Origin of the sequence: uncultured Polaribacter sp. (genome assembly GCF_947503875.1) — a bacterium.
Taxonomy (GTDB): Bacteria; Bacteroidota; Bacteroidia; order Flavobacteriales; family Flavobacteriaceae; genus Polaribacter.
On the sequence record NZ_CANNFH010000005.1, the window covers coordinates 106674 to 120350 of the forward strand.

Here is a 13677-nt window from a genome sequence, read left to right on the forward strand (position 1 = left end):
TTGCTATGCATAAGATTTATATTGTTTTATTTACTTTTCTATTCAGTTCAGGTTTATGGGCTCAAAAAGATTCTTTACAATTAGGTGATAAGTATGCAGAAGATCAATTATATATTTCCCTTACTTACGGGCAACTAACTAATCAGCCTGCAGGTGTGCTTAAAAGTAATTTTTCTTATGCTTTTTCTACTGGTTTTATTAAAGATTTTATTCTAAATAAACGGGGTTCAGTTTCTATAGCAGGTGGTTTAGGTGTTAACTATAATTCTTTTAACCATAGCTTAAGGGTAGATGAGGTTAATGGCAATACTACAACGTTTAGTATAGACAATGCTATAACTTCTAATAGCTTTAATACTTTTAATTTAGAATTACCTTTAGAGTTAAGATGGCGCACATCTACAGCACAAAAGTTTAGTTTCTGGCGAATTTATACAGGTGTTAAACTGTTATATAACCTTAGCAATACGTTTTCTTTTGTAGATAGTAATGAAGCAGAGATTTCTTATAATAATGTAAGTGCTTATAATAATCTGCAGTTGGGTTTAACCTTATCTGCGGGTTATGACGCTTTTAATATACATGCCTTTTATGGATTATCTCCAATTTTTAAAGATGCCAATTTAAATGGAGTAGCAATTCATACAAAAATATTGCAATTTGGTCTAATTTATTATTTGTTATAAATAATGATAGACAGCAAACGGAGCGATAAAACCTATAAAATAGCCTAAATAAACTTCTATAGCAGTATGCGCTTTTAAGTGTAATCTTGCATTTCCTAATAATCCAGATAATAATAAGCTAGCTATAATAATACTATAGTACTGTTGATTATAAATAGATCCTATCAGTAGAAAAAACCCAGTAAAACAGCCTAATGAGAGTAAATGAAGGCTAGTTTTTATTTGTAGACTAAATAGTAAGTATACAACTACTAAGGCAATGCTAGTAGCGTAAAATAGGATTCCAATATCTATTAAGAAATAACTATTAATAATATTTTTACCCAATAAGTAAAAGACCACAATCATTATTAAAACAGGTATCTTTCGTTCTTTTATGGTTTTTGCGTTGAAACTTTTAATTAATTTTAAACGCTTAAAGAATATCAAAATTACTAATGGAATTAAATAAGTGAAAATAAAAATTAGACCAAGAAGTCTTAGTTTCTCGTTACTATTAAAAGGTGTTGGAATTAATAAGAAATAAAGCATTATACCTGCAGTAGGCACTACAATAGGATGAAAAATTATAGATATTGTTTTGTAAAATTTAAGCACTAAATTTCTTTTCTTAATCGGGCAACAGGTAAATCTAATTGCTCTCTATATTTGGCTACTGTTCTTCTGGCTATTGGATATCCTTTTTCTTTTAAAATTGCAGCTAATTTTTCGTCTGTAAGTGGTTTCTTTTTGTTTTCTTCGGCAACCACGTTTTCTAAGATTTTTTTAATTTCTCTGGTAGAAACGTCTTCTCCTTGATCATTTTTCATAGATTCAGAGAAGAATTCTTTTATTAGTTTTGTACCATAAGGTGTAGAAACAAATTTGCTATTGGCTACTCTAGAAACTGTAGAAATATCCATATTAATTTTATCTGCAATATCTTTTAGAATCATGGGTTTTAGCTTGCGCTCATCTCCCGTTAAAAAATATTCATATTGATAATGCATAATAGTATTCATGGTTACTAAAAGCGTTTGCTGACGCTGTTTAATAGCATCTATAAACCATTTAGCAGCATCTAATTTTTGCTTAATAAAGAATACGGCATCCTTTTGAGATTTTGTCTTTACAGTAGATTCTTGATAACCCTTTAACATGTTGTTGTATTCTCTAGAAACATGCAATTCTGGAGCGTTTCTAGAATTTAAAGTCAAGTCTAACTCGCCATCTATTAATTTAATAGAAAAATCGGGTACAATTTGCTCTGCTATTTTGTTATTCCCTGCATAAGAGCTTCCTGGTTTAGGGTTTAGTTTCCCAATTTCTGTATTTACTGCTTTCAGCTCGTTTTCAGAAATATGAAATTTTTCTTGTAATTTTTTGTAATGTTTTTTTACAAAATGATCAAAAGCGTTTTCTAAGATATCTATAGATAAACTTCTAATTTTATTTTCTTCTTTTGCCTTTAATTGTATAATTAAACACTCTTTTAAATCTCTTGCACCAACTCCTAAAGGATCTAAAGTATGTACTACCTTTTTAAGTATACCAACCACTTTTTCTTCGGTTGTAAAAACGTTTGCTGTAAAAGCAAGGTCGTCTACCAAATCTAAAATATCTCTTCTAATATAGCCACTATCATCTATACTACCTACCAAAAATTCTGCTATACTGCGCTCTTCTTCGTTTAAACGAAAAGTATTTAGTTGGTCCTTTAAAGATTGATGAAAACTTGTACCAGCTGCATAAGGCACATTTTTCTCTTCATCGTCGGCAGAATAGTTGTTGGCTTGCGTTTTGTAGGATGGTATTTCATCATCACTCAAGTATTCATCTATATTAATGTCTTCTGCCTCTATTTTTTCTGTACCAGCATCATCATATTCATCTGCTAAACTATCTTCAAAAGATTCTGGTTCTTCTTTACCTGTGTCTAATGCTGGGTTTTCTTCAATTTCTTGTTTTAAACGCTCTTCAAAAGCTTGTGTAGGTAACTGAATTAGCTTCATCAGCTGTATTTGCTGAGGAGATAATTTTTGAAGTAGTTTGTATTGTAAACTTTGTTTTAGCATGAAATTAAATGTACGAAATTTAGATTAAAATTCTGCGTTTTGAGGTGTTCTAGGAAAAGGAATTACGTCTCTAATATTACCCATTCCTGTAGTGAATTGCACCAACCTTTCAAAACCTAAGCCAAAACCAGAATGTACAGCTGTACCAAATTTACGCAAATCTAAGTACCACCACAATTCTTTTTCATCAATATCCATGGCTTTCATTTTTTCCACTAAAACATCATAACGTTCTTCACGTTGTGCGCCACCAACCATTTCTCCAATTCCTGGAAATAATACATCCATGGCTCTAACTGTTTTTCCATCATCATTTAAACGCATATAAAATGCTTTAATATCTGCTGGGTAATCAAATAAAATTACAGGACATTTAAAATGTTTTTCAACTAAATAACGTTCGTGTTCAGATTGTAAATCTACGCCCCATTCATTTACAGGAAACTGAAATTTTTTCTTTTTGTTGGGTTTAGAGTTTCTTAAAATATCAAAAGCTTCTGTGTAAGAAACGCGTTTAAAATTATTATCGGCCACAAACTTTAATTTTTCTAACAAGCTCAGATCACTTCTTTGCGCCTGTGGTTTGCTTTTTTCTTCTTGGGTAAAACGTTGATCTAAAAAAGCTAAATCGTCTTTACAGTTTTCTAAAACGTAATTTAAAACAGACTTTATAAAATCTTCTGCTAAATCCATATTGCCATCTAAATCCATAAAAGCAACTTCTGGCTCAATCATCCAAAACTCTGCTAAATGGCGTGTTGTATTTGAGTTTTCGGCTCTAAATGTTGGTCCAAAAGTGTATACTTTACCCAAAGCCATAGCATAGGTTTCTGCCTCTAATTGCCCAGAAACGGTTAAGTTGGTTTCTTTACCAAAAAAGTCTTTAGCGTAATCTATTTTACCATCTTCTGTAACGGGTGCTTTGTTGTCTTCAAAAGCAGTAACTCTAAACATTTCTCCTGCACCTTCTGCATCTGAACCGGTTACAATAGGTGTATTTACATAATTAAAGCCATTGTCTTGAAAGTATTTGTGTACTGCAAAAGATAATTTAGAACGTACGCGCATTACTGCACTAAACGTGTTAGTTCTAATACGTAAATGTGCATTTTCTCTTAAGAATTCAAAACTGTGTTTTTTAGGTTGAATAGGATATTCATCTGGATTAGAATCTCCAAGTATTTCTATTTCTGCTACTTTAACTTCTATAGCTTGCCCTTTTCCTTGGCTTTCTGCTAATGTACCTTTTATAGCAATTGCAGCACCTGTTGTTATTCTTTTTAAAGTTTCCTCTGCTGTGTTTTCAAAATCGATAACACATTGTATATTTTTAATGGTAGAACCATCATTTAAAGCAATAAAACGATTGCTTCTAAATGTTCTAACCCATCCTTTTAAATTTACTTCTTGTAATATTTTACCTGTTTCTAAAATTGCTGCAACGTTGTTGTTCATCATCATTTAAAAAAATAAAAATTTATAAAAAATAGTTGATTATAGTTTAAAACAAATATACTTTATTTGAAAGGAAATTATTCTTAAAAAAAGGAATATCTATATGTCTTAATTATATTGTAAAATGCTGCATACTAATTGAGTTTGGGCTTAAAAACTACTGTAGAGAAAAATATAGTTTAATACATAATACAAAAGAGAATCAAAGTTTAATGTTTATTCTCTTCTTCGTCATTTTTAGGAAATATAGCTATTTTAGGCTCTTTAAATACCTTTTTATTCGCAATTTTCTTTTCGAAAGTAAGCAGTAAAGATGGCAGTAAAAGCAAGTTAGAAACCATGGCTAAAAGCAAGGTTACAGAGACTAAACCACCTAAGGCAATTGTACCTCCAAAACTGGATAAGGTAAAGGTTAAAAACCCGAAAAATAACACAATAGAAGTGTAAAACATACTAACACCTGTTTCTCTTAAGGCAGCGTAAACAGAAGGTTTAATTTTCCATTTGTTGGCAATTAATTCTTGCCTATATTTGGCTAAAAAGTGAATGGTATCGTCTACAGAAATACCAAAAGCAATGCTAAATACTAAAATGGTAGATGGTTTTATAGGAATGTTTAAAAAACCCATTAAACCTGCTGTAATTAGTAAAGGTAATATGTTTGGTATTAAAGAAATTAGAATCATTTGTGGTGAGCGAAACATCCAGGCCATAAAAATGGCGATTAACAAAATGGCTAGTGATAAAGAAATAACTAAATTTTTAATTAAATAATTTGTTCCTTTTATAAAAACCAAGGCTTTACCTGTTATAGATACTTCAAACTTTTCTGATGGAAATTCTTTTGCAATAACCGTTTTTAAACGTTCCTGAATTACATCCATTTTATCTGTTCCAATGTCTTTCATAAATGTAGTTATGCGGGCATAACGTCCTGTAGAGTCTACAAAAGATTTTAGCATACCAGCATCACTATTAGAGTTTTTAGTGTAAGAAAAAATATAACTCTGCTCTTGATTTGTAGGCAACTGATAATATTTAGGATTTCCTTTATAATAAGCTTGCTTAGAGTATTTTACAATATTAGTTACAGAGATTGGTTTCGATAATTCTGGGAAACTTTCTATAGTTTCATTCAACTCCTCCATCTTTTTTAAGACAGAAAGTTTCATAACTCCTTTTTCTTTTTTGGTATCAATTAAAATTTCTAAGGGCATTATGCCTCCAAATTCTTTTTCAAAGAATTTAATATCTTTATAAAAACCAGCTTTTTTAGGCATGTCTTCTATTAAACTACCAGAAACTTTTATTTGATAAACACCAATAATACCTAAAATTATAACGATTACCGTAGCAAAATATACTCCAATTCTGTGGTTTCTCACCATTCTTTCCATCCAATCTACTACATTCTCAATCCATTTTTTTTCTAAATGATTCAAATGCTTTTTCTTAGGAAGTGGCATAAAACTGTAGATAATTGGAATAATTAACAATGCCAAAATAAAAATACTAATAATATTTACAGAGGCTAAAATTCCGAATTCTCTAAGTAAACTACTTTTTACAAAAACAAAAGTGGCAAAGCCAGAAGCTGTAGTAATATTTGTCATTAACGTAGCATTACCAATTTTTGCAATTACCCTTTGTAATGCTTTGGCTTGCATACCGTGTTTTTTTACTTCTTGTTGATATTTGTTAATAAGAAACACTGCATTAGGCACACCAATCACAATAATTAAAGGCGGAATTAAAGCAGATAAGACTGTGATTTCATAACGAAACCAGCCAATAAAACCAAAAGCCCAAGTAACACCAATCATTACCACTAAAAGCGTAATAAATGTGGCTCTAAAAGACCTAAAGAAAAAGAAAAAGATAATTGCTGTAATTAATAAAGCACCAACTACAAACAACATAATTTCGTCTTGTATGTTTTGTGCATTTAATGTTCTAATATAAGGCATACCAGAAACACGAACATCTAAACCTGTTTCTTTTTCAAATTGTTCTATAGTAGGTTTTAAATAGTTAAATATAAAATCTCTACGTTTTGGAGTGTTTACAATTTCTTTTTTAATGTAAATTGCAGTTTGTAAAGTACCCGTTTCTTTGTTGTAAAGTAAATTATCATAAAAAGGTAGTTTTGTAAAAAGCTCTTTTTTTATCGTATTTACTTCTGCTGCTGTAGTAGGGTTTTTCTCGTAAAGTGGTTCTAAAATGAATTTTCGTTGTTTTCTATCTGCTTTTAGTTTTTGTACGTCTGCAATAGAAACAGTAAAGTCAATTTCTTCTTTATTATTAAATTTTTCTACTAAATTATTCCAAGCATTAAATTTTTGTGGTGTAAAAACTGTAGTGTCTTTTATACCAAGAATTACTAGGTTGCCTTCTTCTCCAAAAATTTCTAAAAATTTGTTGTATTCTAAATTGGCTTCATGATCTTCTGGTAATAAATTAGCCTCAGAATAAGAGAATTGCATATACTTCATTTGTGTGGCTAACAAACCAGTAACTACTGCAATTAAAAATAAAACTAAAAAGCGATTTCTAAGAATTAAACCTGCTGCTTTTGGCCAGAAATTCATGTGTAAAAATTTGCGACAAAGGTAATTAAATTAGCAGGGTATTTCACAAAAAAAAGAGTGTTTTAAAAACACTCTTTTTTTAATTTTATAAATTAAAGAAGATTATATAGTCATAATTTCTTTTTCTTTAACGGCTAATTTTTCTTCTATGGTTTTTACAAACGTGTCTGTTAATTTCTGCACGTCATCTTCTGCAATTTTTTTCATATCGTCAGAAATATCTACTTTCTTAATATCGTTATTTGCATCTTTACGTGCGTTTCTTACACCTACTTTTGCATCTTCCGCTTCTGCTTTAGCTTGTTTAGCTAAACCTTTTCTGCGTTCTTCTGTTAAAGGTGGCACGTTTATCATAATTAAATCTCCATTATTCATTGGGTTTAGCCCTAAATTTGCTATTTGAATTGCTTTTTCAATTTCTTGTAGCATATTTTTTTCCCAAGGCTGAATACTTAAAGTTCTAGCATCTGGAGTATTTACATTGGCTACTTGCCCTAAAGGAGTTTGTGCGCCATAATAATCTACCATAACTGTGCTTAACATTGCAGGAGTTGCTCTACCTGCTCTAATAGAGACTAGTTCTTTTTCTAAATGTGCAATGGCTTTGTTCATTGCTTCTTTAGCAGTATCTAATATAAATTCAACTTCTTCGTTCATCTTAAAAATGTTTTGTGGTGCTCTTTTTACTTTCCCATTTACAAGAAAAGTATAAGAACATATTTACTTAAATATTATCAACAATAGTACCAATTTTTTCTCCAGAAACCAACCTTAACAGATTTCCATTGGTATTCATATCAAAAACAATAATTGGTAATTTATTTTCTTCACTTAATGTAAAGGCAGTCATATCCATTACTTTTAAGCCTTTAGAAATAACGTCTTTAAAAGAAATACTTTCAAATTTTATTGCATTTTTATCTTTTTCTGGATCTACATTGTAAATTCCGTTTACACGAGTACCTTTTAAAATAGCATCTGCATCTATTTCTATTGCTCTTAAAACTGCAGCTGTATCTGTTGTAAAGTAAGGGTTACCTGTTCCTGCACCAAAAATAACAACACGTCCTTTTTCTAGGTGACGAATAGCTTTTCTTTTAATATATGGTTCTGCAACTTCTTTAATTTCTAAGGCAGTTTGCAAGCGTGTATAAACACCTTCTTCTTCCAATGCGCTTTGCAATGCTAAACCATTTATACAAGTGGCTAACATTCCCATATGGTCTCCTTGTACACGGTCCATACCATTTGCAGCACCTGCAACACCTCTAAAAATATTTCCACCACCAATTACAATGGCAACTTCTATACCTTTTGCAACTACTTGTTTGATTTCTTTTGCATATTCTGCTAGTCTTTTAGGATCAATACCATATTGTCTATCACCCATTAAGGCTTCACCACTTAGTTTTAAAAGAATTCTTTTGTATTGCATAATTTATTTTAAGAGTTTGGCAAAATTACTGTTTCTTTTTTTGAAACACAAAAAAACCTCACAATTCTAAAAATAGAATGTGAGGCTTAAAATATTTAGATTCCTGCATTTGTACTGAACTTGATTCAGTATCTACAGGAATGACAAAATTGTCTTATCCTAAAGTAACTCTTTTAAAAGTAGAAACTTCTACATCACCATACGTTTTAACGTATTGTGCAACGTTTTTCTTTTCATCTTTAATAAAAGCTTGATCTAAAAGACACTGCTCTGTATCTAAGGTGGTGTTATCCGAAATAAATCTTTCCATTTTACCTGGTAAGATTCTGTCCCAGATTTGTTCTGGTTTACCTTCTGCTTTCAACTCTGCTTTTGCAGCTTCTTCAGCGTTAGCTAAAACTTCTGGAGTTAATTGAGACATAGAAATAAATTGAGGAACATTTTTTAATGTTTTTCCTAATCTACCTAACTCGATATTATCTTTTTCGATTACTGCAATTCTAGCTTCAGTTTCTGCAGCTACATAAGCAGGATCAAAATCTTTGTAAGATAAAATACTAGCACCCATAGAAGCAACTTGCATTGCAATATCTTTAGATAACTCATCTGCTTTATCAACTGCACTAGATAAACCTACTAAAGCAGCAATTTTACCAATGTGAGTATAAGCACCAACATAAGCAGCACTTACTTTTTCAAAAGCAGTAATTTCTAATTTTTCTCCAATAACACCAGTTTGTTCAACTAATTTATCAGCAACTGACATACCACCAAAATCTGCAGCTAAGAAATCTTCTTTGCTATCATAATTCAAAGCGATATCTGCAAATTCACCACCTAAAGCAACAAACTTTTCGTTTTTACCAACAAAGTCTGTTTCACAAGCTAATACTATTGCAACACCTTCTGTTTTTGCGTCGTTAATTCTAGTTACTGCAACACCTTCTGTAGATTCTCTATCAGCTCTTTTTGCAGCAATTTTCTGTCCTTTTTTACGTAAAACGTCTATTGCTTGATCAAAGTTACCTTCTGCCTCAACTAATGCCTTTTTACAGTCCATCATTCCAGCTCCAGTAGCTTCTCTTAATTTTTTAACATCAGCAGCACTTACTTTTACCATGTCACTTATATTTTTAAAGAAACGTAACGTTCCTAAATTGTTATTAAATTATTTTTTTTCTTCAGTAGCTTTTTCAGCAACTTCTGCTTTAACTTCTTCTTTTACAGGAGCAGCTTTAGCTTCTTTTGTTTTCTCTTTATCCGCTTTTCTGTCAGATAAACCTTCTGCGATAGCATCAGTAACAAAAGATAATACTTTGTCTATAGACTTAGAAGCATCATCATTTGCTGGTATTACAAAATCTACCTGTCTTGGGTCTGAGTTTGTATCTACCATTGCAAAAATTGGAATGTTTAATTTTTGCGCTTCTGCAACTGCAATGTGTTCTTTTTTAATGTCTATTACAAATAAAGCACCAGGTAAACGAGTCATATCAGAAATAGAACCTAAATTCTTTTCTAATTTTTCTCTCTGACGGTTAATTTGTAACTTTTCTCTTTTAGACAATGCGTCAAAAGATCCATCAGTCTTCATTCTATCAATTTGAGCCATTTTTTTAACAGCTTTTCTAATAGTAACAAAGTTAGTTAACATACCACCTGGCCATCTTTCTGTAATGAAAGGCATGTTTACAGCTTTCGCTTTTTCTGATACGATGTCTTTTGCTTGCTTTTTTGTTGCAACAAATAAAATTTTACGACCAGAGTTAGCAATCTTTTTTAAAGCTTCTGAAGTCTCTTCTATTTTTGCAGCAGTTTTATACAAATCGATGATGTGTACACCATTACGTTCTGTATAAATGTAAGGTGCCATGTTTGGATTCCACTTTCTTGTTAAGTGACCAAAATGTACACCACTGTCTAATAATTCTTGAATGTTTACGTTTGCCATTTTTTAAAATGTGTTTACTTTCTGTTTTTGAAATCAATAATTAAGTAGTCTTACGAGTCTTAATTATTTAGATACTAAACTGTTTAATATTAAAATAATGTAATAATAACAGTTCTCTATAAAGTTTAATAAATCTTGAAATACACTTCGACAAGCTCAGTGTGACTTTCAGAAAAATATTAACGCTTAGAGAATTGAAATTTCTTACGTGCTTTCTTCTGACCAAATTTCTTACGTTCAACCATTCTTGGGTCTCTCGTTAATAATCCTTCTGGTTTTAAGACTGCTCTATGGTCTGCATCTATAGCAACTAATGCTCTAGTAATTGCTAAGCGAATAGCTTCTGCTTGACCTGTAATACCACCACCATAAACATTAACTTTAATGTCATAAGACTCTAAGTTTTCTGTTAACATTAATGGCTGTTGTACTTTATATTGTAAAGTTCCTGTCGAAAAATAATCTTTGTAATCTTTCTTGTTTACAGTAATGTTACCTTTACCTTCATTTAAGTAAATACGAGCAACTGCTGTTTTTCTTCTACCTATTTTGTGAACTGTATCCATTGTTATATAAGATCGTTAAGGTTAATAGCTTTAGGCGATTGCCCATCTTGTTTGTGCTCTGTGCCTGCATATACATACAAGTTTCTAAACAAAGCGCTACCTAAAGTATTCTTTGGTAACATACCTTTTACTGCTTTTTCGATTAATCTTGTAGGATCTTTCTCAAACATTTCTGTTGCAGTTAATGATCTTTGTCCTCCTGGGTAACCTGTGTGACGAATGTAAGATTTGTCTCTCCACTTGTTTCCAGTTAGGTTAATTTTTTCTGCGTTGATAATAACCACGTTGTCTCCACAATCTACATGAGGAGTATAATTTGGCTTGTATTTACCTCTAATTAGTTTTGCAACTTTAGAAGCTAGACGACCCAACGTTTGACCGTCCGCATCAACTAAAACCCACTCCTTGTTTACGGTAGCGCTGTTTGCCGATACAGTTTTGTAACTTAATGTGTTCATAATTACACTTTTAGTTTTTGTTTATTAATAATTAATTTTTCCTTAAAAAAGGAGTGCAAATGTATAGCTTTTTATTTGATTGACAAATAGTGTTTTACAATAATTTCTTCATTAAAAATAATAGAGAAAATAAGAAAGCACGAATTAACATAACCTTAATAAAAAAGTAAACTACTTTTGTACCTTGTTTTCTTTGAAAAATTCATAAAAAAATAAGCTTTTACAATGAAATTTATACATTTTTCTCTGTTTTTAAGTATTTTCTTTGCATTAAATAGTGTTACTCAAGAGTTAACGGCTGTAGAAGATATCTTCATAGAAAAACGAATTTATACAACTAAAAAATTAAAGAAAACACCGATTATAGACGGTAGTATTAATGAAGACGCTTGGGAAGCTGTGTCATGGTCTTCAGACTTTGTAGAAAGAGTACCAGATGAAGGCACGCCACCTTTATATCAAACAAAATTTAAAATAATGTACGATGCTAAGTATTTGTACATTGCTATTCGTGCTTTTGATGGCGAGCCAGATTTAATAGAGAAAAGATTAAGTAGAAGAGATGGTTTTGCAGGAGATCGTGTAAACGTAATAATAGACAGTTACCATGATAAAAGAACTGCCTTTGTTTTTACAACAACTGCAGCAGGTGTTAAAGGTGAAGAATTTGTGTCTGAAAATGGTAATAATTGGGACGATAGTTGGAATCCTGTTTGGTACACAGATGCCAATGTAGATGACAAAGGCTGGACTGCAGAAATGAAAATTCCTTTTAGTCAATTAAGATTTGGGAAAGCGAAGGAACAAATTTGGGGTTTTAATATCAATAGAACTATTTTTAGAGTTCAAGAACGTTCTCTTTGGCAAAGAATACCCAATAATCAAGCTGGTTTTATTAGTGAAGCAGGTGAGTTGCATGGTTTGGTAGATTTGCCATCGCAAAAGCAATTAGAAATTCAACCTTACACGGTTTTACAATATGATAATTATCCAGCAGAAGCTGGAAACCCTTTTAGAACGGGTTCAGATTTTAAAGTAAATGTGGGTTTAGATGCTAAAATTGGTGTTACTAATGATTTAACTTTAGATTTAACTGTAAATCCAGATTTTGGTCAAGTAGAAGCAGACCCTGGAGCGATTGCATTAGACGGTTTTCAAATTTTCTTCAGAGAGCAAAGACCCTTTTTTGTAGAAAACAGAAATATTTTCGATTTTCAGTTTGCCAACGGACAAGACAATTTATTTTATAGTAGAAGAATTGGAGGAAGTCCCAATAGAAGAGCCAATTTAGAAGAAGGTGAATTTGCCAACGAACCTTTAAATTCTAGAATTTTAGGTGCGGCAAAATTTTCTGGAAAAACACAAGACGGTTGGTCTTTAGGTATTTTAGAAACGGTAACTGGCAATGAATTTGCAGAAATTAGAGAAGTAAATGGAGATACAAGAGAAGAAATTGTAGAACCTTTAACCAACTTTTTTGTGGCAAGAGCACAAAAAGATTTTAACGAAAGAAATTCTTTTTTAGGTGCAATTTTTACAGCAACCAACAGAAATTTAAATGGTAATTTTAACGAATTGCATAAGGCTGCTTATTCTGGTGGAATTGATTTTCAGCACAACTGGAAAAACAGAGATTACTTTTTAGATGGTAATGTAATTTTCAGTCATGTTTTGGGTAGTGCAGAAGCTATAGAAAGAACACAAAGATCTATAACACGTTTGTTTCAAAGACCTGGTGCAACACATGTTACTGTAGATCCTACTAGAACTTCATTATCTGGTTCTGGTGGTAGAATAGAATTGGGTAAAGCAGGAGGTGGAAATTGGCGTTACAATGGAGGTGTAATTTGGCGTTCTCCAGAGTTAGAGTTAAATGATGTTGGTTTTTTAAGAAATACAGACGAAGTAATACAATTTGCAAATGCCTCTTATTTGTGGCAAATTCCTACAGAAACGTATAGAAATGCAGGTGTAAATGCAGAGGAATTAACGGAATACGATTTTCAAGGGAATTTAAACAGACTGCGTTTTGAAGGTTCTGGAGATATTAATTGGATAGATAATTCAAGAACAAGAATTGGTTTTGGCGCTAATTTTAAACGATTTTCTAACTTTTTTTTAAGAGGTGGTCCAAGATGGAGACGTGCTAATAGTAGATACGTTTTTGCTTCTTTTGGTTCTGATAATAGCAAAATTTTTAGATATTCTTTAAACTATTTAAATGTACATTCAGACGAAAATGTATTGGGTAGAAATCGATACACAATAGGTTTGGCGTATCAACCTACAGATGCTTTCAATATTTCTTTTGAAAACGAATTTGAAGTCACTAAAGATAGATCTCAATATGTTACCGTTAGCAATTTTATGGGGAATAATAGATACATTTTAGGGAATATTAAAAATGATCAATTTACGTCTACATTAAGGTTTACTTACAGTATCAATCCAGATTTTTCTATTCAGTTTTATGGGTAACCTTTT

The 13677-nt window shown here is 31.5% G+C and carries 12 protein-coding genes; 2 read left to right on the top strand and 10 right to left on the bottom strand.

The window, feature by feature from the left end; genetic code table 11:
• Positions 1–5: 5 nt before the first annotated feature.
• Positions 6–686, top strand: a complete 681-nt coding sequence (locus tag Q0684_RS09500) for a porin family protein (RefSeq protein ID WP_299015834.1) — start codon at positions 6–8, stop codon at positions 684–686.
• Here Q0684_RS09500 and Q0684_RS09505 read toward each other — a convergent pair.
• From Q0684_RS09505 to rplM, 10 genes are all read right to left on the bottom strand, one after another.
• Positions 681–1283, bottom strand: a complete 603-nt coding sequence (locus Q0684_RS09505) for a hypothetical protein (protein ID WP_299015836.1) — start codon at positions 1281–1283, stop codon at positions 681–683. The genes Q0684_RS09500 and Q0684_RS09505 overlap by 6 nt on opposite strands.
• Positions 1283–2740 carry an RNA polymerase factor sigma-54 gene (rpoN, locus tag Q0684_RS09510; protein ID WP_299015838.1) on the bottom strand — a complete coding sequence of 486 codons (1458 nt, stop codon included), beginning with the start codon at positions 2738–2740 and terminating at the stop codon, positions 1283–1285. Before rpoN ends, Q0684_RS09505 begins: the two co-directional genes overlap by 1 nt.
• Before the next feature lie 24 nt (positions 2741–2764).
• A complete protein-coding gene (asnS, locus tag Q0684_RS09515) occupies positions 2765–4198 on the bottom strand; it encodes an asparagine--tRNA ligase (protein ID WP_299015840.1) in 1434 nt (477 codons plus the stop codon).
• Between the two features lie 206 nt (positions 4199–4404).
• The gene (locus Q0684_RS09520; protein WP_299015842.1) at positions 4405–6783 is read right to left on the bottom strand and encodes an MMPL family transporter; all 2379 of its coding nucleotides are present in this window, start codon (positions 6781–6783) and stop codon (positions 4405–4407) included.
• Between the two features lie 102 nt (positions 6784–6885).
• Complete coding sequence (gene frr, locus Q0684_RS09525; RefSeq protein WP_299015844.1) at positions 6886–7440, bottom strand: ribosome recycling factor; 555 nt, start codon at positions 7438–7440, stop codon at positions 6886–6888.
• A 67-nt stretch (positions 7441–7507) separates the two neighbouring features.
• Positions 7508–8218: a UMP kinase gene (gene pyrH / locus Q0684_RS09530; RefSeq protein WP_299015847.1), complete on the bottom strand. Its 711-nt coding sequence runs from the start codon at positions 8216–8218 to the stop codon at positions 7508–7510.
• 154 nt (positions 8219–8372) lie between these two features.
• The gene (gene tsf, locus Q0684_RS09535) at positions 8373–9338 is read right to left on the bottom strand and encodes a translation elongation factor Ts (RefSeq protein WP_299015850.1); all 966 of its coding nucleotides are present in this window, start codon (positions 9336–9338) and stop codon (positions 8373–8375) included.
• Between the two features lie 48 nt (positions 9339–9386).
• Positions 9387–10169 carry a 30S ribosomal protein S2 gene (rpsB, locus tag Q0684_RS09540; RefSeq protein WP_299015853.1) on the bottom strand — a complete coding sequence of 261 codons (783 nt, stop codon included), beginning with the start codon at positions 10167–10169 and terminating at the stop codon, positions 9387–9389.
• Between the two features lie 179 nt (positions 10170–10348).
• A complete protein-coding gene (gene rpsI, locus Q0684_RS09545; RefSeq protein ID WP_298767222.1) occupies positions 10349–10735 on the bottom strand; it encodes a 30S ribosomal protein S9 in 387 nt (128 codons plus the stop codon).
• Between the two features lie 2 nt (positions 10736–10737).
• Positions 10738–11193 (bottom strand): 50S ribosomal protein L13, encoded by a 456-nt coding sequence (gene rplM / locus Q0684_RS09550; RefSeq protein WP_299015856.1) that lies wholly within the window; start codon positions 11191–11193, stop codon positions 10738–10740.
• Between the two features lie 225 nt (positions 11194–11418).
• Between rplM and Q0684_RS09555 the strand changes: the two genes are divergently transcribed.
• Positions 11419–13671 (top strand): DUF5916 domain-containing protein, encoded by a 2253-nt coding sequence (locus Q0684_RS09555; protein WP_366140202.1) that lies wholly within the window; start codon positions 11419–11421, stop codon positions 13669–13671.
• Positions 13672–13677 lie beyond the last annotated feature (6 nt).